General features: G+C 47.6%; 17 protein-coding genes. 10 read left to right on the forward strand and 7 right to left on the reverse strand.

The window, feature by feature from the left end:
* The first annotated feature begins 13 nt into the window (after positions 1-13).
* Positions 14-334, forward strand: a complete 321-nt coding sequence (locus tag P2W83_RS00545; RefSeq protein ID WP_276131721.1) for a hypothetical protein — start codon at positions 14-16, stop codon at positions 332-334.
* 29 nt (positions 335-363) lie between these two features.
* On the opposite strand, the gene P2W83_RS00550 is transcribed toward P2W83_RS00545, so the two are convergent.
* The 3 genes from P2W83_RS00550 to P2W83_RS00560 form a co-directional block, all read right to left on the reverse strand.
* On the reverse strand, positions 364-1,179 hold the full coding sequence (locus P2W83_RS00550; protein WP_276131722.1) for an FkbM family methyltransferase: 816 nt from the start codon (positions 1,177-1,179) through the stop codon (positions 364-366).
* Positions 1,180-1,270: 91 nt separating this feature from the next.
* A complete protein-coding gene (pruA, locus tag P2W83_RS00555) occupies positions 1,271-2,905 on the reverse strand; it encodes an L-glutamate gamma-semialdehyde dehydrogenase (RefSeq protein ID WP_276131723.1) in 1,635 nt (544 codons plus the stop codon).
* A 157-nt stretch (positions 2,906-3,062) separates the two neighbouring features.
* Complete coding sequence (locus P2W83_RS00560; RefSeq protein ID WP_276131724.1) at positions 3,063-3,479, reverse strand: nucleoside-diphosphate kinase; 417 nt, start codon at positions 3,477-3,479, stop codon at positions 3,063-3,065.
* A gap of 118 nt (positions 3,480-3,597) precedes the next feature.
* Here P2W83_RS00560 and P2W83_RS00565 point away from each other — a divergent pair, with 118 nt between their 5' ends.
* The 8 genes from P2W83_RS00565 (at position 3,598) to P2W83_RS00600 (ending at position 12,423) form a co-directional block, all read left to right on the forward strand.
* Positions 3,598-4,596, forward strand: coding sequence for a DHH family phosphoesterase (locus P2W83_RS00565; RefSeq protein WP_276131725.1), 999 nt, complete (start codon positions 3,598-3,600; stop codon positions 4,594-4,596).
* Between the two features lie 9 nt (positions 4,597-4,605).
* Entirely contained in the window at positions 4,606-5,493 is an 888-nt protein-coding gene (locus P2W83_RS00570) for an FKBP-type peptidyl-prolyl cis-trans isomerase (protein WP_276131726.1), read from the forward strand.
* A 38-nt stretch (positions 5,494-5,531) separates the two neighbouring features.
* Positions 5,532-6,464 (forward strand): FKBP-type peptidyl-prolyl cis-trans isomerase, encoded by a 933-nt coding sequence (locus P2W83_RS00575; RefSeq protein WP_276131727.1) that lies wholly within the window; start codon positions 5,532-5,534, stop codon positions 6,462-6,464.
* Positions 6,465-6,473: 9 nt separating this feature from the next.
* Entirely contained in the window at positions 6,474-8,132 is a 1,659-nt protein-coding gene (locus tag P2W83_RS00580; RefSeq protein WP_276131728.1) for a M1 family metallopeptidase, read from the forward strand.
* Between the two features lie 66 nt (positions 8,133-8,198).
* Positions 8,199-10,781 carry a DNA mismatch repair protein MutS gene (gene mutS / locus P2W83_RS00585; RefSeq protein ID WP_276131729.1) on the forward strand — a complete coding sequence of 861 codons (2,583 nt, stop codon included), beginning with the start codon at positions 8,199-8,201 and terminating at the stop codon, positions 10,779-10,781.
* 55 nt (positions 10,782-10,836) lie between these two features.
* Positions 10,837-11,514 carry a YdcF family protein gene (locus tag P2W83_RS00590; protein ID WP_276131730.1) on the forward strand — a complete coding sequence of 226 codons (678 nt, stop codon included), beginning with the start codon at positions 10,837-10,839 and terminating at the stop codon, positions 11,512-11,514.
* A 44-nt stretch (positions 11,515-11,558) separates the two neighbouring features.
* Complete coding sequence (locus P2W83_RS00595) at positions 11,559-12,128, forward strand: hypothetical protein (protein ID WP_276131731.1); 570 nt, start codon at positions 11,559-11,561, stop codon at positions 12,126-12,128.
* Between the two features lie 115 nt (positions 12,129-12,243).
* The gene (locus tag P2W83_RS00600) at positions 12,244-12,423 is read left to right on the forward strand and encodes a hypothetical protein (RefSeq protein ID WP_276131732.1); all 180 of its coding nucleotides are present in this window, start codon (positions 12,244-12,246) and stop codon (positions 12,421-12,423) included.
* A gap of 36 nt (positions 12,424-12,459) precedes the next feature.
* Here the strand turns inward: P2W83_RS00600 and P2W83_RS00605 are convergent, their stop codons facing one another.
* Positions 12,460-14,196 (reverse strand): amino acid permease, encoded by a 1,737-nt coding sequence (locus tag P2W83_RS00605; protein ID WP_276131733.1) that lies wholly within the window; start codon positions 14,194-14,196, stop codon positions 12,460-12,462.
* A gap of 57 nt (positions 14,197-14,253) precedes the next feature.
* Here P2W83_RS00605 and P2W83_RS00610 point away from each other — a divergent pair, with 57 nt between their 5' ends.
* Complete coding sequence (locus tag P2W83_RS00610) at positions 14,254-14,730, forward strand: hypothetical protein (protein ID WP_276131734.1); 477 nt, start codon at positions 14,254-14,256, stop codon at positions 14,728-14,730.
* Here P2W83_RS00610 and P2W83_RS00615 read toward each other — a convergent pair.
* From P2W83_RS00615 to P2W83_RS00625, 3 genes are read right to left on the reverse strand one after another with little or no spacing between them, the layout of a single operon-like run.
* Complete coding sequence (locus P2W83_RS00615) at positions 14,714-16,651, reverse strand: TonB-dependent receptor (protein WP_276131735.1); 1,938 nt, start codon at positions 16,649-16,651, stop codon at positions 14,714-14,716. The genes P2W83_RS00610 and P2W83_RS00615 overlap by 17 nt on opposite strands.
* 6 nt (positions 16,652-16,657) lie before the next feature.
* The gene (locus tag P2W83_RS00620) at positions 16,658-17,707 is read right to left on the reverse strand and encodes a DUF5074 domain-containing protein (RefSeq protein ID WP_276131736.1); all 1,050 of its coding nucleotides are present in this window, start codon (positions 17,705-17,707) and stop codon (positions 16,658-16,660) included.
* Between the two features lie 11 nt (positions 17,708-17,718).
* Positions 17,719-18,714 (reverse strand): T9SS type A sorting domain-containing protein, encoded by a 996-nt coding sequence (locus tag P2W83_RS00625; protein ID WP_276131737.1) that lies wholly within the window; start codon positions 18,712-18,714, stop codon positions 17,719-17,721.
* Between the last annotated feature and the right edge of the window lies 1 nt (position 18,715).

The raw sequence follows: 18,715 nt of genomic DNA on the forward strand, positions 1-18,715 counted from the left end.
TAACTACTATTAAATGAAAAAGCTAAACCTCCCACTTATTGCAACACTTGCATTGTTTGCAAGCCTGATATTTGCCTCGTGCAAGAAAGACCATACCTGCGAATGCAACGTGGGCGTTATTACCTACGATACGACTATTAATTTCGTGATCGAAGACCAGACCAATAAAAATGCTAAACGCATGTGTGAAAATAACGAGTCGACGCTCAAGACCTATACCGCAACAATGCTAAACGCACTGCTGGGGGGCTTCACTGCAGACTCAAGCATGGGTGGCATACCACAATTTACGTTTACGCCCGCCATGGTCAATGCTAGTTGCGAATTGAAATAACTAAAAAGCCTGCTCTTCGCAGGCTTTTTTTATAAGCTTTTATTGATGCAAAGGAAATTGGTGGTGATAAAGAGTTCGTAAGTTTCTTTATATCCATCCAGCTTCTGAATGCCATCCTTCAATATCAGGTAGATGTCGAACTGGCTATTCAGTAAGTAGTAGAAGTCCTGGAAGAAAGTGCGCGAGTCTATATTGCAGCCGCCAAATTCAAACTGGATATATTTCACTTTGGGTAGCATATTTGATGCACCTTCCAGCACTTTCAACTCGTGACCTTCAACGTCCAGTTTCAAAAAGTCGATCGCCTCAATCCCGTTATCAACACAAAATTCGTCCAGGGCGGAAAAACTGGCCATTTCAGCGATGTTAAAATCCTTTCCAAAATGATCCATACGTCGCTTATATACGCTGGTCATGCCTGACAGCTCTGCGTCCTGGAACAGCTCGATCTCGCAGGCAGTGTTACTCAAACCAAAATTGTGCAGGTGTATATTGCTACCACGATAAGGTTCAAGTGTTTCCTCCAGCTTAACAAAGGTCTTGGGCGAAGGTTCGAAGGAATGCAAATCAACCTTGCTGCTGCCGAAAATATCCAGGATGCCCTTTGCATAGTTGCCGACATTGGCACCAACGTCGAAAACAACCACCTTCTCTTTCGACTCAAACTTTTGCTTTAGCAGTTGTAATACAGCAAACTCACCACTGTCGTGCACGTCACTGCCGCCGCCAATATTCATGCCCCGTATGCTGAGCTCATAGAGTCGCCTGAAGGCATAGTACTTTTCTTTTTTTCCAACGTACGGAACGAGGAATTTATCGATCAGTTTGAATATTAAACCTAACATCTGCAGACTTTGTGCTAAAGTAGGCATTATTGGCCTAAAAAAGCTGAGCCTGCTATCAAGCAGGCTCAGCGGTATAGAACTTATTGGCAAATTAATCTGCCTGGTGGAACGGATACCTGTAGTTGGTAACCGGCACGTAGGTTTCTTTTACTGTGCGGGCATTCAGCCAGCGGTACAGATTCAAAATAGAACCTGCTTTGTCGTTGGTACCCGAAGCGCGCGCACCGCCAAATGGCTGTTGCCCTACAACTGCACCGGTTGGCTTATCGTTGATATAGAAGTTACCGGCAGCATTTACCAGTTTCTTTGTCATCGTTTCCAGTGCGTAGCGGTCTTGTGCGAAGATGGCACCTGTCAATGCATAACCGGATGTATTATCAACTACATGAAGGATATCTTCCCACTTATCAGCATCGTACACATGAATGGTCATTACGGGGCCAAACAGTTCTTCGCACATGGTTACATAATACGGGTCCATAGCCTCGATAATGGTTGGCTCGATGAACCATCCATTTGTTTTATCATAGTTACCACCGCAAATGATCTTTGCTTTGCCTGCGCTGTTCTTTACTCCGTCTATATATTTCGCAAGGTTATTGAACGATTTCTCGTCGATAACAGCGTTCACAAAATTGGTAAAGTCGTCAACGCGGCCCATTTTCATGGTGCGTACTTCAGCTATCAGTTTCTCTTTTATTTCTTCAGCAAGGTTCGACGGCAGATAGGCGCGGCTGGCAGCCGAGCATTTCTGGCCCTGGTATTCAAACGCACCGCGGGCAATGTTAGCTACCACTGAATCTACATTGGCGCTTGGATGCACCATTACAAAGTCTTTACCACCTGTTTCGCCTACGATGCGTGGATAAGACTTATAGTTCGCGATATTCTCGCCGATAGTTTTCCACATTGTCTGGAACACGCCGGTTGAACCGGTGAAGTGTACACCTGCGAAATCAGGATGTTTGAAGCAGATATCACCTATGGTCGGGCCCGAAGGATAAACCAGATTGATGACACCAGCAGGCAGACCTGCTTCGAGCAGGATCTCCATGAACACGCTGGCGCTGTATATCTGCGTATTGGCAGGTTTCCATACTACCACGTTACCGCACATAGCCGGTGCAGTAGGCAGGTTGCCGCCAATGGCTGTAAAGTTGAATGGTGTTACAGCCAGGATAAAGCCTTCCAGCGGGCGGTATTCCATACGGTTGTGGAAACCTTGTGGTGAAAGAGGCTGTTGGTTATATATCTGTGTAAGGAAATGAACATTAAAACGCAGGAAGTCTATCAGTTCACAAGCGCTATCAATCTCTGCCTGGTAAGCGTTCTTGCTCTGCCCCAGCATGGTAGCAGCATTCATCCTCCAACGGTATTTTGTAGCCAGCAGTTCGGCAGCCTTCATAAAGATAGACGCCCTGTGTTCCCAGGCCATATCAGCCCAGCTTTGGCGGGCTGCCAGTGCTGCATCAATGGCTTGCTTCACATGTTCGCCGGTACCTTCGTGGAAATGTCCCAGCAGGTGGCCAGTCTCGTGTGGTGGACGAATTTCTTTTTGGCTGTTGCTGCGCACTTCTTTGCCATTAATATACATAGGTATATCGCGTGTCTCTGCTTTCAGATCGGCGAGGGCTTGTTGAAGTGCTTTGCGCTCGGCGCTACCCGGAGCATAGTTCAGTACAGGCTCATTTTTAGGCTCTGCGTAGTGAAAATAAGCGTTATGCATTGCTGTATGATTCGAGATTTTATATAAAGAATGGCAAAGGTAAACGTTTAATCGTCACTGACGAAACGTTGCCGTCTATACTGTCTTAGAGATGCCTGATAAGTAAAACGGCCTTGCAGGTGCAAGGCCGTTTATCAATTATATTATATAGATAATATTAGAAACGTTCCAGACCGTTGAAGAAGAAGTCGCCTTCGATCTTCGCGTTCTCGTCGCTGTCAGAACCGTGTACTGCGTTCTCGCCTATCGATTTTGCGTACAGTTTGCGGATCGTACCCTCGTCTGCCTGTGCCGGATTAGTAGCACCGATGAGTTTGCGAAAGTCGGCAACGGCATTCTCCTTTTCGAGAATGGCCGCAACTATTGGTCCGCTGCTCATGAACTCAGTCAGTTCGCCGTAGAAAGGACGCTCAGCGTGTACTTCGTAGAATTTACCAGCCTGGGCCAGGGTGATCTGTGTATATTTCATAGCAACGATGCGGAAACCTGCAGCGTTGATCATTTGCAGAATGTTACCAATATTACCGGCTCCTACTGCGTCCGGCTTGATCATTGTAAAGGTGCGGTTAGACATAAAATATATTCTTTGAATTTGACGCCGCAAAGGTAGGGGGATAATTTGGATTTTGGCGCAGCAGAGGCGCAAATGAAGCAGAACTCCTTATTTTTGCGCTCTTATCAGAATATCCATAATGCGACCGATCCAGGATGCTTTCCCGTTACTTCAGACACCCAAGAAGATCTTTATTACCACTCACCACAAACCTGATGGTGATGCGATCGGGAGCATGCTTGGTCTTTACCACTACCTTGTAAAAAAGGGCCATACAGTGACAGGGGTTTCGCCGAGCGAGCTACCCGAGTTCCTGATGTGGATGCCCGGCGTAGAAAACCTGCTGAACTTCGAAGCAGAATCGAAATTGGCCATAAAGGCTATGCAGGAAAGCGACGTGATCTTTGGCGTCGACTTCAATGACTTCAGCCGTACCAAACACATGACCACGCAGCTGGCGGAAGCGACACAGCCCAAGATACTGATAGACCACCACCTGCTGCCCAGCCCGGTGTGGGACTATGGTATGAGCATCCCTGAAAAAAGCAGCACCTGCGAAATGGTGTATGACTTTATCAAACTTGCCAACGATACCGACCTGATAGACACGACGATAGCAAAATGTCTTTATACCGGTGTACTCACGGACACCGGTTCGTTCCGTTTCCCGGTTACCACGGCCAGCGTGCACGAAATGGTAGCCGACCTGAAACGCCGGGGTCTGGATCACAGCCCCATCCACGAAAACATCTACGACTCGTGGTCGCTGCGCAGGATGCAGTTCCTTGGATATGTGCTGTTAGAAAAGATGGAGATCTTCCCCAAGTACAACGCAGGCCTGATAGCGCTGTCGCGCAAAGACATGAAGCTGTTTGACATTACTACGGGAGACACCGAAGGTCTTGTCAACTACCCGTTGAGCATCTCACACGTGCGCTTTGCCACGCTGATCACCGAGCGTAACGACGAAGTGAAAATGTCTTTCCGCAGCAAAGGCGATTTTGACGTCAGCAAATTCGCCCGCGAGCATTTTAGCGGCGGCGGTCACTTCAATGCCTCCGGCGGCCGCTCCACGTTAAGTTTTATAGATACTGTTACTCGTTTTAAAGAAATTTTGTCCGATATTCACCCCCGATAATTTAAAAACATGACAAATCGTTTCGTACCCGTTGCCATGCTGAGCGTGGCTGTTTTAGGTTTTGGCGCCTGCAAAAGCGGCGGCAGCTATAAAAAGACCAAAGAAGGACTTGAATACAATATAATAAAAGACGAAAAAGGCGACCGCAAACCTATCGTGGGCGATGTGGTAGCTATGCACATCACCATCCGTTACAAAGACGACAAGACCGATACGGTGCTGCTGAGAAGCCGCGACATCAACAGCGGCCAACCTGCAGAATTCGTACTGGGCCCTGCGCAGTTCAAAGGTGCATGGGAAGAAGGTATCACCATGCTGACTGCCGGTGATAGCGCATCTTTCCGCGTACCGGTTGATTCGATCAAAAAAGCCAGCGGCGGTCAAATGCCTCCGTTCATGAAAGACGGTCAGAAGATCCAGTATGACGTTGTCCTGGTGTCTGTAAAATCTCAGGCAGAGGCAGAACAGCAAATGAAATCTAACGCTGGCAAACAAGCCGAGACTGACGACCGCATCATCCAGGAGTATTTAACAAAAAATAACATTACTGCTCAAAAAACGGCATCAGGCTTGTACTATGTTGTTGAAAAAGAAGGCACTGGAGCAACACCTCAAAAAGGCCAGGCAGTAAGCGTTAACTATACAGGTAAGACACTGGACGGAAAACCATTCGACTCGAATGTTGATCCACAGTTCCAGCATACAGACCCTTTCCAGTTCAACGTTGGCCAGGGCATGGTGATACCGGGTTGGGATGAAGGCATCATGTTGCTTAAAAAAGGCAGCAAAGCAAAATTGTTTGTACCTTCTCCCCTCGCTTACGGTCCACAAGGCAATGGCCCGATAGCGCCAAACTCAGTTCTGTTGTTTGACGTAGAACTGCTGGACATTAAATAGTATATCTACAATCTTAAATAAACCAGGAAAAAGCAAAAATGAAAAAGCTTCTCGTTCTCGGCCTTATCGGCTGTACTGCCACTGCGGCGTACGCTCAGAAAAACAAAAAACAAGCAGATAAAGCACCTGTCGTTGCCGCAAACGACGGTTTCACAAAAACTCCCAACAACCTGGAGTATAAAATAGTTCGCGACATAAAAGAAGGCATGACGCCGAAAGTGGGCGACTACCTGGAACTGCACATCAGGGTATCGGCAAACGGTACATCTGTAGGCGATACACTGCTGTACGATAGCAGGGCGGTTATGGATAACAAGCCTGTCCCTTACCAACTGCCGGCTCCGTCTTTCAAAGGCGACCTGCCAGAAGGTCTGATGCTGCTTACTGCTGGCGACAGTGCTGTATTCCGCATGGTGGCGGACAGCATACCTATGGGCGACCAAAAACCAACATGGTTCAGGGGCGGTACAGGGCAAAAGATCATCTATAACATCTCGATGGTGTCTGTAAAAACACAGGAGCAGATGATGAAAGACCAGGAAACTGCTTCGGCTGCGCAAAAAGGCATCGATGACAAGATCATCGCTGACTACCTGGCTAAAAACAACATCAAAGCACAAAAAACTGCTTCTGGCCTGTACTATAAAATAGACAAGCCGGGTGCTGGCGAAAACGCTAAGGCTGGCCAGAAAGTAACTGTGAACTACACAGGTAAAACACTGGATGGCAAAACATTTGACTCTAACGTTGATCCTGCTTTCCAACACGTACAACCATTCTCATTCGTATTGGGTATGGGCCAGGTGATCAAAGGCTGGGACGAAGGTGTTGCGCTGCTGAAAAAAGGCGGCAAAGGTACCCTGTACATCCCTTCTACACTGGCTTACGGCTCACAAGGCGCTGGTGGTGCTATCAAACCAAACACTGTGCTGATGTTTGATGTAGAAGTAACTGACATCGCAGCCCAATAATAAAACAACATGAAGAGAACTATTTTCTTCACGGTAACAATATGCATGTGGTATTTGCTCTCAGCAAATACCACTTTTGCTTATAGCCGTCAGGATAGCTTAAGAGGTGGGAATGGAAGTGGCAGGAATTGGTGGGATGTGAGAAATTACAACCTGGATGTATTGTTAGACACAGCGTCCAAAGAGATACGAGGTAAGGTCATCATAGTGTTTGACATTACAAACACGCCCACAGACAGTATGCAGATCGATCTGCAGGAACCACTTGTGATCGACGAAATAGAACTCATTCGCGATGGCTCGCGCGTCGATGAGAACATTAAGCTATCCTTTGTAAAGGAGGAAAATGTATGGTGGGTACAGCATCCATTTAAGACCCTGGCAAAAGGCAAGTATGCACTCTCAATAAAATATCACGGCAAACCAAGAGAAGCTAAACTTCCACCATGGGATGGCGGGCTTATCTGGACAAAGGATAGTACCGGTAAACCCTGGCTGGCGGTGGCGTGCCAGGGCCTTGGCGCAAGTAGCTGGTGGCCTTGTAAAGATGACCAGGGAGATGAGCCGATAAGTATGGATATCAATGTAAAGCCATTTGCAAACTATAAGCAAGGCTCTGGTACAATGGTATCGATCAGCAACGGCAAGCTAAAAACATCGCTCACTACCGGTGAGCAGGTTTGGCAGGTAGACAACGCTATCAACAACTATGACGCCACCTATTACATCGGTGACTACGTGAGCTGGACCGATACCATCATGGGCGAAAAAGGTAAGCTAGACCTGAGCTTTTATGTACTCCGCCACAACGAAGCAAAAGCCCGCAAACATTTTGCGGTAGTGAAACAAATGTTGCACTGCTTTGAGTACTGGATGGGGCCCTACCCTTTTTATGAGGATGGTTATAAGCTGGTAGAAGCTCCCTATTTGGGGATGGAACATCAAAGTGCTGTAGCATACGGCAACGAATACAAACTGGGCTACCGGGGCATAGACCGGAGCGCCTCAGGTATAGGTATGCTGTTCGATTTCATCATCGTGCACGAGAGCGGGCATGAATGGTATGGCAACAACATCACGGCCAAGGACTTTGCCGATAACTGGCTGCACGAAGGATTCACGACCTATACCGAGGCCCTGTTTGCTGAATGCGCTTTCGGCAAGGAAAAGGCCTTCCAGTACACCCGCGGCGAATGGCTGAACATCCGCAATGACCGTCCTGTTATTGGCGACTACGGGGTGCACGACGATGGCTCGTCTGATAAATACGACAAGGGTTCGGCGGTAGTACACATGATACGTATGCTGATGAACGACGATGCGAAATTCCGCCAGCTGCTGCGCAAAATGAACGAGACCTACTGGCACCAAACCGTGACCAGCGCAGAAATAGAGAATTTTATCATCAATTTCACCGGCATTGAGCTGAAGCCGCTTTTTGATCAATACCTGCGGACGACGAGCATCCCCACCGTAGACTGGTATATCAAGAAAAAAGAATTGCATTACCGTTTTAAGAATACAGTACCGGGCTTTACCCTCCCTCTTGAGGTAAAAGAGGGAAATAACAAAGCCAATATTCGTCCAACAGCCGAATGGCAAAGCATTCCGTGGAAAAAAGGTGGATATAATCTTGAGTTTTCGAGGGACTTCCTGGTAAACCAGTAGCGGCTATTTCTTAGGTTTGTAGCTGGTATGGCAGTAACGAAGAAGGCACCAGAGGAAACGCCCTTAATGAAGCAGCACCGGGATATTAAAGCAAGATATCCCGATGCTGTTTTGCTGTTCAGGGTGGGCGATTTTTACGAGACATTTGGCGAGGATGCACACATCGCTTCGCGCGTATTGGGAATTACACTCACCAAGCGCTCTAACGGTGCTGCTGCATCGATCGACCTTGCGGGTTTCCCCCACCACTCGATGGATACCTACCTCCATAAGCTGGTGAAAGCCGGTTATCGTGTAGCCATATGCGACCAGCTAGAGGATCCTAAATCTGTAAAAGGTATCGTAAAGCGCGGCGTGACCGAACTGGTGACACCCGGCGTTGCTACTAGCGACAAGCTGCTGGAAAATAAGACCAACAACTTTCTTGCTGCTTTATACCTTGGCGAGCCACTTTGCGGTGTCGCCTTTATCGACATAAGCACGGGTGAATTTTATGCTGCCGAAGGCAACGTGGAGTACATGGACAAACTGCTCCAAAGCTTCCAGCCTTCGGAAGTCGTCTTGTCCAAGTCGCAACAAAAACGTTTCAAAGAACAATTCGATACGAAGGTCTACACCTTCCTGCTGGATGAATGGGTATTCCAGGAGCAGTATACTTACGACCTGCTGCTTCAGCAATTCCAGACGCAATCGCTGAAAGGTTTTGGCGTGTCAGACATGAAGGCTGCGCTACTCGCTGCCGGTGCTGCGCTGCATTACCTGAAAGATACCGAGCACCCCAACCTGCAACACATCAATTCGCTGCAGCGCATCGTTGCCAATGACTTCCTGTGGATGGACAGGTTTACGATCCGCAACCTGGAGCTGGTGCACAGCAGTGACGATAAAGGCAGCTGCCTGCTCGACGCTCTTGACAATACATACACCCCAATGGGTGCACGTATGCTGAAACGCTGGCTTATCTTTCCGTTGTACGATATCAACCGCATTAACCAAAGGCTTGACCTGGTTGGACATTTCATAAAAGACCAGGACCTCAACCACGAGCTACTGACGCTGATCAAACAGATAGGCGATGTGGAACGACTGGTGGGCAAGATACCATTGAAGAAAGCCAACCCACGCGAGGTGATGCAGCTGGCTAAGAGCATGCAATTCATGGAGCAGATGCGAGATAAATGTCTCGCGTCTGAGCATGATCCATTGTGCAGGCTGGTTCAATCACTGCTGCCTCTCACTGATCTTCAGAAACGCATACGCACTGTATTGATAGAAGACGCGCCCGCTCAAGCCAACAAAGGCGGCATGATAGCAGAAGGCATATCGAAAGAACTGGATGAACTGAGAACAATATCACGTAGTGGTAAATCTTACCTGCTGCAAATACAGCAAACCGAAGCGCAAAAGACCGGTATCGGCTCTCTGAAGATCGCTTACAACAATGTATTCGGTTACTACCTTGAGGTAACGCATACACACAAAGACAAAGTGCCTGCGGAATGGATCAGGAAACAGACGCTGGCCAATGCAGAGCGATATGTGACCCCCGAGCTGAAAGAATACGAAGAGAAGATACTGGGTGCTGAAGAAAAGATACTGGCTATCGAAATGCAGCTGTATACACAACTACTAGCTGAGATAGAACCATACATCGCATCGATACAGGCTAATGCCAATATCATAGCGCAGATAGACTGCCTGCTATGTTTTGCTACAAGCGCCAAACAATATAATTATCGTAGGCCTAATCTACTCGATGAAGCTACGTTGTCTATTAAAGCGGGTCGTCACCCTGTAATTGAACAGCGACTACCGCCGGGAGAAGCTTACGTAGCCAACGATATTGAACTGAATAAAGAAGAACAGCAGGTCATCATCCTTACCGGCCCCAACATGAGTGGTAAGTCGGCACTGCTGCGTCAGACCGCTATCATCACGCTGATGGCGCATATGGGAAGCTTTGTGCCAGCGGATGCTGCAGACATTGGGCTAACTGATAAGATATTTACCCGTGTAGGTGCATCCGACAACCTGAGTGGTGGAGAGAGTACCTTTATGGTAGAGATGAACGAAACCGCCAGCATCATCAACAACCTGAGCGACCGTAGCCTGGTATTGCTCGATGAGATAGGCCGCGGCACCAGCACCTATGATGGTATCTCGCTTGCATGGTCTATTGTAGAACATCTGCATAACAGCGCTACAAAACCAAAAACACTGTTCGCCACACACTACCACGAGCTGAACGAATTGGAACCACAGTTACCTCGTGTACGCAACTACCACATCACGCACAAAGAAACAGGCAACAAAGTGATCTTCCTGCGCAAGCTGGCACCCGGTGGCAGCAGGCACAGCTTCGGTATACAGGTAGCGCGCATGGCTGGTATGCCACCGGTATTATTGAGTCGAGCAGAAGAGATACTGAAACTGCTGGAAGAAAAACACGGCAGTGCAGAGCCAACTACTGAGAAGGTGAAGAAAATATTGCCGGCACCTAATTTCCAGCTCAATATTTTCGATGGCTTATCGGAAGACATGAAGCGCATCAACCAGGTGCTTTCAGAAACCGATATCAACAGGTTGACACCAGTGGAAGCACTGCTTAAACTCAATGAATTGAAAAATATTGTAGAGCAGTATAACTAATCATTGCATTTATATTTGGCATGATTTTGCGGCCTTTACACTAAAACCATCCGGCTTGAGACCACACTTCCTACCCTCGTTGATCATTGCTTTTTTTGCGATATGCTTAATTGCATGTGCATCAAACAAAAAGCAAACGGGGTACCGTGCCAGCACGAGCAACGTCCAGCAATTTGATGCGATCATTGTACCGGGTGTACCATTCAAAAATGGTAGTTGGGACTCTGTAATGAAGGCCAGGGTTATGTGGTCGTGGATCTTGTACAAGAACGGTATCACCAAGAATATTATTTACTCAGGCAGCGCCGTTTACTCGCCTTACAAAGAAGCCATCATTATGGGACTGTACGGACAAAAACTGGGTATACCGGCAGAGCACATGTATTACGATACGCTGGCGCTGCACAGCACTGAAAACGTGTATTATTCCTACCTCCTGGCAAAACAGCTCGGGTTTAAAACCATCGCACTAGCTACAGACCCCTTTCAATCGTTCATGCTGCGTGGGTATACCCGTCGCCGATTTGGCACACCGATATACCACATCCCGTTTGTGAACGATTCGATAGCTGCCTACCGGTACGTCAATCCGCGTATTAATCCTCGCCCAGCCAAGGTCGACAGTTTCGTGTCTATCACTGATAAACAATCATTTTTCAGACGGTTCAGGGGAACTATGGGGAAGGATATAGACTGGTCGAAATATGAGGGTGGAAAACTGGAACCGCTGTGATTTCACGGCACAGCTTTTTTATGGCCTGATTAAACGTCTATACTATGAGCAGGAAGCCCAAAAACGAACGACAAGAAGACGATAAAGACCTGCCGGGATATCCGCATTATCCCGAAAATGAGGATATAACGAGACCGGAAAACAACACAGGAAAGGTTAACTTTACTGAGGAAAATATTACCCTGCCCGAAGCGCGCGATATACCCGGACAGGAAAATGTTACACCGCCGCCTCCGGGTATCATGGCCGATACCACCATCTCATCGATTGACGAGGAAGAGCTGGTGAGTGGCGACTCGCTAACTAAGACGGAAGATGAAGACGATGAAGTAAAAATAGTGATGGGCACTGAGGCGGATGTGACTGCAGAAGACCTGCTTTTACTGAGCGACGAGGACGATGCGAACATTGCACGTGGACAACTGGATGAACTGGACGAGGATGGAGAACGACTGAGTGAGAACAGTGATTTTGATGATATGGGCAGCGACCTGGATGTACCTGGCAGCGAGAGTGACGACAAAAACGAAAAGATAGGTGAAGAAGACGAAGAGAACAATTACTATAGTTTAGGAAGCGAAGACAACGACAATATAACAGAGGGCACACCTTAATCAATCATAAAAACAATTTAAAACATCTACCATGTTGACCAAGACTATTTCGCGGGAACCCGCCACAGCTGAACTGATGACCGCTGTTGAATGCATTGAACACAGCCGTGTACTCATGCGCGCAGATCCGGACGAAGATGAGGATGATGATGACGATGACATTGATGACTTTGACGACATCGATGATGACGACCTGGATGCTGACGTCGATGATGACGATGATATTGAAGTTGACGAAGACGACGATCTCGACTTCGACGATGATGAAGACGAAGATGATGACGATGATATCTAACTAAGAGATAATCTCAACAAAGCGGCATAGTGATGACTATGCCGCTTTGTTATGCTCGCTCAACTTGCTTTTCTTACGACCGTAAAGGAAATAAACGATGAGCCCAACCACCAGCCAAACAAGGAAACGTTCCCAGTTCGAAGTGCCTGATTCGCACAGCAGGTAGAAACAGCAGAGAAATCCAAGTACTGGTATCAGTGAGAATCCCTTCAGGAATGAGAGTACAGCCATAACGAGGAAAGCAATTGCAAACATCACATAAGGTACTTTTTCCCTTATGGCCTCCCAACCGGTTTTATCACCAGTATCAAAGAAAGCAGAAATGCCGCCGGGGTAGTACGTCACGAATAAGATCACTGTTGTCACAAACAACAACGGCACGATCCATCTACCACTTATATACGGTGTCTGAAATTTGCTAACCGGTACTACCTGCTGCTCTCCACTTTCATTAACAATGTCGACGTTCGGTCTATGCACCGCATTCTTTCTTTGTTCCTGCAGGCGAAGGATACCGCCGCAGACCAATACAAAAGCAAACAAGGTTCCCACACTCGTCAGGTCTACTACCACGTTTAGATTTAAGAATAGTGCAGGAATACCAACCACCAAACCAGTAAGTATAGTAGAGAACGAAGGCGTCTTGTATTTCGGGTGTATCCGCGAAAAAACAGGAGGCAACAAGCCGTCGCGGCTCATGCTCATCCAGATACGGGGCTGCCCTAGCTGGAATACCAGCAACACACTGGCAGTGGCGATCACAGCGCTCACGGCAATAACGCCAGCCAGCCAGTCAAGCCCATTGGCTTCAAATACATAAGCCAGGGGATCACCCACATTCAACTCCGTATAACTCACCATACCCGTCAACACCAGTGCTATCAGCACGTATAAAATAGTACAAATGATCAGTGAGTTGAACATAGCCTTTGGCAAATCGCGCTGAGGATTACGGCATTCCTCTGCGGTAGTAGATATAGCATCGAAACCAATGTAGCTGAAGAATACCGCGGCCGTACCACCCAAAATGCCGGGAATACCATTTGGCATAAACGGTGACCAGTTATCTGGCTTCACATAAAATGCACCAGCCACTATCACTAAAAATATCACCGCCATCTTCAGTATTACCATCGCATTGGTGGTCCGCTTCGATTCTTTAATACCTACATAAATGATCGAAGTGATGATGACTGTAACTACGAACGCAGGTATGTCACAAATAAACCTCACCTCGCCAAACATGGGAGCTGTATTCCAGGCGGCTTTCGCGGCCTCCGTTGCGCCTTCTTGGGCGGTCCAATAGTCCATCGTAAGATAGTCCGGTATATGCATACCCAGCCCGTCGAGCAAACTCGTCAGGTAGTCGCTCCACGAGATAGCCACCGCAATATTACCGATGGCATATTCCATTAGCAGGTCCCAACCTATTATCCAGGCAATGATCTCACCAAAGGCTACATAAGAATAAGTGTACGCACTCCCCGATACCGGCACCATGCTAGCAAACTCAGCATAGCAAACGGCCGCGAAACCACAGGCTATTGACACAAAAAGAAACAGGAACACGATACCCGGACCACCGTCGAAGCTGGCCTTACCGATAGTTGAAAAGATACCCGCTCCCACAATGGCCGCGATACCCATAAACGTCAGGTCACGCGTAGTGAGCACTTTATGCAGGCCAGCTGAGCCATGTGCATCGGTCATGCCCGTGGCGCAATCTTTTTCAATCTGTTCAAGTGATTTTCGGCGGAATATGGATCGTGACATATCGTAATAAAGCGAAAAATAGGCTAAAAAATCAATTCATCTATACCAGGCCAAACGATGAAACCTCTGATAACAAGGTTTGTGCTTCCACTGTCGCTTATTTTCTTCATGCTATTTAATAAGTGGTGGCGTGTAGAGACCGACCTGGCAGTGAGTAATATGTATGGGTTTCCCCTACCTTATACAGCACCATGTGTGGGTGGCGGCGGTTGTGTGCAATACTTCCTGGTACCATTGGCAGCAGATCTTATTGTCTATTTCCTTGTGGTGTGGTTGTTCACCTGGCTTGTTTATCGCTTTCAAAAAATACATATTCCTCCTGCTATTGGTTATCTACTCTGGGCTATAAACATACTTTATTACATCCCCTCGGTTGCGTACAAAAATGTCACGGCCAACAATGAGTATTACTTAAAGCGTGAATTCAACATCTTCCGGGTGGTGCACTCTGGCTATTTTTTTGTGTGGGAGGAAGATCCTATCGTTGACTATTCGAAATATGGACCAGCAAAGGTTGCTAGTCAGCCAGAGTAGCGCGAACGCCCAGCAGCCAGTTAGTACCGGGCATAGGGCGGGCATTTACAACCTCATACCTTTGGTTCCATACGTTATTCACTTGTCCCGTCAACTGCAAAGGTTTGGAGCGTATATACATTGTATAAAACAGCTGTAGATTACCCGTATTGTAAGGAAGAATGTAACCGCTTTCGTCAGTAGTATAGAACCTGTAACCCGTGTAGGTATGATTGTAATTCAAGTACAGCGACTTCCAGGTGAACCCAATATTTGCCTGGCCGTTATAGCGTGGAGCATATGGTATCTGTTTGCCTATACTACCATCTCCCGGCAGATCGCTTTCCTCCGTAGTAGAAAGCACATAAGCAGTGTTGACACCCAAATGCAGTTTCCATGCCTGTATGCGCCATTGCAATTTGTTTTCTGTTTCTATCCCTCTACTGTGCACTGAGGCAATGTTGTGCGGCGTCCATACTGCCCCTCCAAACCATATGATCCAGTCGTCTATCAGCCTCGTGAACACCGACAGGTCATGCGTAAGTACCAGCGCGTTTGATCCTCTAGTCTTCACTGCATAACCACCGTCAAAACTCCATCCCTTTTCCGGCTTCAACTCCTCGTTGCCACCCGGTTGGTAGTATAGCTCACTTAGCGTTGGGGCACGGTAGGTCTTTTGTGCATTGCCTCGTATCATTAGCCATGGTGCAATGGCAAAAGACCCATTAGCCCCCGGAAGCAATACAGATATATCATTGATCATTTCGCCCCGCAAACTGGCTGAGAAATTTAACCGGTCGTCCAGGTGCGTAAACGCATAAGCCATGGCAAGGGCTGCACGGTTCTGTGTTTTTGCGTCACTGTATTGCCCTCTTTCTAAAACAGAAATATGAACGGGAGTGAAGGCCAATAACTGGTGGTGTGCATTGAAACGATATTTTACGCCAGCCTCGCCATATACCTGGCTTGTATTGTTGACCGACTTAAGCTGGATCGTAGTATCCTCATATACCATATTGTCGCGGATATACGCCAGTTTAGCATGAGTTGTGAGTTTAATACCAGTTCTGTTCCAGTCCAGTAAAAGCCTTAACGATTCATCGCGCCTGCTTTTTATCGACACCGGTTCAAACAGGGCACGCGGTATCTCCCTGTAATATTGCTGGTACCAACCCGTCAGGCTAATTGTGTTCCTGTCATCGATCTTATAGCCGCCGTTCAGCATGACCACACCACTCTGCAGGTCGGAATTGAGCGTTTGCTTCCGGCTTTTATCTTCCGGATCGAAATAAGAGAAATCATTGCGCGCCGTCTGGCCAAAGGCATTAGCTGCGACATACCATTTGCGCGTGCTTAAAGACGAGCGTAAACCCAGTTGATATTGACTATAGCTACCAGCTACCGCCGACACGGAATGTTGCGCCCGACCATTCGAATCAAATACCGGTTTGTTGTTCTCGATCAATAATGCGCCCCCCACGTTGCCACTGCCCCATAGCGCCGATGAACTGCCGTATACTATATTGACCTTATCCATCAGCGATACAGGCAGCAACGATATGTCAGACATACCTAATGCCGCATTTTGTATCGGTATACCGTTCCAGTATACCTGCGATTGAGCAGCCGAAGAACCCCGAAAGTTGAGTGTAGATAGTGCATTAAAGCCATACGACTTGATGAATACCGGCGTTTGCTGCGCAAGCAAGTTGGCCATGTTTTGAAACTGGTATTGCTGCAGTGTAAAGCTATCTATGGTCGTTACTTTTTGCCCGGGAGAAAACGTATTTAGACGGTCGTCGTTAGATACAGGTTTATTCCTTCGTCCTTTTACCCGTATCTCACCAAGCGTATCGCGCACCTGGGCATTTGACACAAAGCCATAACACAGTGTTATCGCTAACACCATGCCTGCTTTTACTATGCCAGAGAACCGATACATGCTTGTTTACTTATTGTCGAAATAAAAGTGACCGGGCCCTATACCTACCGCAAATTCTTTTTCCTTCTCGCCTGCGTTACTGTATATCAACACCGAACCTTTCTGAATAAACCCTTTAGGGTCGCCGATGTATAGTTTATCAGTTACCGGCTCTACACCCAGCGCCCAGAAATACTGGTATTGCTTTGCAGCAATGAACGGCTGGGCAGGTATCGCAGCATCCAGGATGCCCATCCTGTAAATGCCATTATACTCGGTACTACCTTTATAGTTTACCGAAATAAAATACAGTTCATCGCCAACGGTATTTGTCACCAGGCGTATCGGATCTGCTTTTTCTGGGAACTGATACACAGCCAGGGTCTGTCCATTTGCCGGGTCTATTCTCGTTAAAGCAGCACGCTTACCTTTAGTCACATTGCCCGACAATATCCAAAGCATATTGAACTTGTCGGTAATGATAGAATGAGGAGCGTAGCCGCCCACAGTTATTTCCTGTTCTATCTTGTCTGTAGCTGGATTGAGCTTGTATATCTTATTCACAGCCGTATCCCAGGTACAGAAATACGCTGCTCCTTTATAGAACAGCATTGCCTCCGTATTCTGTGCCGGCATATCCATCGAACCCGTTACCTCATAGGTTTGCGGATTGATGGTGTATACCTTATTGGAGAACAGTGTTGAAACGTAGGCCTTGGTATCGCTTACCTGGAGGATGTGACGAGGCTTGGGAACCGATATAGAAGTCACCTGCTTTTTGCTGGCCGCTTCTATTACGACGACCTTATCGGAGTTGTTTATGCAGAGGAACAATTTATCGCCGATGCGCTGCATGCTTTCAAACACATCACCTAACGGTTGACCATTTATGGCTTGGTAAATATCGTTGCTGATCTGTCCGTCGTTAGACTGGTACACACTCAAAGAAGCATTGCCATTGCCAAGGCTGCCTTCGCATACTATGTACACGTTGCCCGCCGTGTCAGTATTGACGGGCAATGCAGGTTCTGCGGGCTTGTCTTTTACGCAGGCGCTGAAGAAGATCAGCAGCGCCATGCAATATGCTCTTATAATTTGGTGATCTTTTCTACCCATTTGTTACCCTTGCTATCACTCAGCACAACCAAATAAATGCCTTTGGTATAGCTATCCAAAAATATCTCAGCTGCTCCAGAGGTCAAACTGATAGTGGTCAATTGCTTGCCCGAAATATCCGTCAGCATAGCCTGCATCGGCTCATCACTGGTCAACACGAGGCGGTCTGTTGCAGGGTTAGGATAAACCACGTAGTTCTTTTGTACACCGGGGGTACCTATACCCATTGGAAACAACCCATGCTGGTAAAATGCCCCGACTGCATCGAGGTCGAAGCCTCCTGTTGGGAATGGTGTGGGATAAGGTTCGTTGATGACGTTCCCTTCGCTATCATACGAAGCATGACCACCGGTAGACCCAACAACGTCTACAAGACGCACATGGGTAATGCTATTTATATCGAGACCTGAAGTACCTGTCAGTTCCTGCAGGTCGAAAGGCACACCATAACCGCCAAGGTATTTGCCTGCAAGGTTGTTGATCAGCCTTGCATTCATATACACACCAGCGCCCGGTACTTGTGGAGATGTGGGTGCATTGCAGATCGCGGGAAACCGGAAAAAGTTAACACCGTCCGAACTCACTTCAACGAAAGCTAATTCAAGAAAGGCCATCTCAGGGTCTTGCGGGTTTGGAAATGCATTCTCAAACACTGCAAAGTCAGGACCGGCACCGTCGTAGAGCGGTTTCGCAAAAGTAAGTGTAGCCACCCCGCTGTCGCCAATACTTACAGGAACTGCATCAGCAATTCCAATAGCCCAGCTGCTATCGCCAGATGTAACATAACCCTGGCTCTTATCATTGATATCGGTCCACCCACGCTGCAGCGCGCAACCAGTGGCCCAGCCGGTGAACTTACCGCTGGTTTTAGATATCGCGGTTGTTCCGGCAACACCGGCCTGCGGTGCAAACTGCGCAGTGGCAGTTTGCACCAGGCAAAGTGTTATCAGAGAGAGAATTGTACGCATG

It is taken from the genome of Polluticoccus soli (genome assembly GCF_029269745.1).
Classification (GTDB): domain Bacteria; phylum Bacteroidota; class Bacteroidia; order Chitinophagales; family Chitinophagaceae; genus Polluticoccus; species Polluticoccus soli.

What these genes read in the sequence shown, in the direction of transcription:
- P2W83_RS00625 (WP_276131737.1), bottom strand. Translation starts at nt 18,714, where the DNA reads ATGCGTACAATTCTCTCTCTGATAACACTTTGCCTGGTGCAAACTGCC.
- P2W83_RS00545 (WP_276131721.1), top strand. Translation starts at nt 14, where the DNA reads ATGAAAAAGCTAAACCTCCCACTTATTGCAACACTTGCATTGTTTGCA.
- P2W83_RS00610 (WP_276131734.1), top strand. Translation starts at nt 14,254, where the DNA reads ATGAAACCTCTGATAACAAGGTTTGTGCTTCCACTGTCGCTTATTTTC.
- P2W83_RS00615 (WP_276131735.1), bottom strand. Translation starts at nt 16,651, where the DNA reads ATGTATCGGTTCTCTGGCATAGTAAAAGCAGGCATGGTGTTAGCGATA.
- P2W83_RS00595 (WP_276131731.1), top strand. Translation starts at nt 11,559, where the DNA reads ATGAGCAGGAAGCCCAAAAACGAACGACAAGAAGACGATAAAGACCTG.
- P2W83_RS00575 (WP_276131727.1), top strand. Translation starts at nt 5,532, where the DNA reads ATGAAAAAGCTTCTCGTTCTCGGCCTTATCGGCTGTACTGCCACTGCG.
- P2W83_RS00580 (WP_276131728.1), top strand. Translation starts at nt 6,474, where the DNA reads ATGAAGAGAACTATTTTCTTCACGGTAACAATATGCATGTGGTATTTG.
- mutS (WP_276131729.1), top strand. Translation starts at nt 8,199, where the DNA reads ATGAAGCAGCACCGGGATATTAAAGCAAGATATCCCGATGCTGTTTTG.
- P2W83_RS00605 (WP_276131733.1), bottom strand. Translation starts at nt 14,196, where the DNA reads ATGTCACGATCCATATTCCGCCGAAAATCACTTGAACAGATTGAAAAA.
- P2W83_RS00550 (WP_276131722.1), bottom strand. Translation starts at nt 1,179, where the DNA reads ATGTTAGGTTTAATATTCAAACTGATCGATAAATTCCTCGTTCCGTAC.
- P2W83_RS00620 (WP_276131736.1), bottom strand. Translation starts at nt 17,707, where the DNA reads ATGGCGCTGCTGATCTTCTTCAGCGCCTGCGTAAAAGACAAGCCCGCA.
- pruA (WP_276131723.1), bottom strand. Translation starts at nt 2,905, where the DNA reads ATGCATAACGCTTATTTTCACTACGCAGAGCCTAAAAATGAGCCTGTA.
- P2W83_RS00570 (WP_276131726.1), top strand. Translation starts at nt 4,606, where the DNA reads ATGACAAATCGTTTCGTACCCGTTGCCATGCTGAGCGTGGCTGTTTTA.
- P2W83_RS00560 (WP_276131724.1), bottom strand. Translation starts at nt 3,479, where the DNA reads ATGTCTAACCGCACCTTTACAATGATCAAGCCGGACGCAGTAGGAGCC.
- P2W83_RS00600 (WP_276131732.1), top strand. Translation starts at nt 12,244, where the DNA reads ATGCGCGCAGATCCGGACGAAGATGAGGATGATGATGACGATGACATT.
- P2W83_RS00565 (WP_276131725.1), top strand. Translation starts at nt 3,598, where the DNA reads ATGCGACCGATCCAGGATGCTTTCCCGTTACTTCAGACACCCAAGAAG.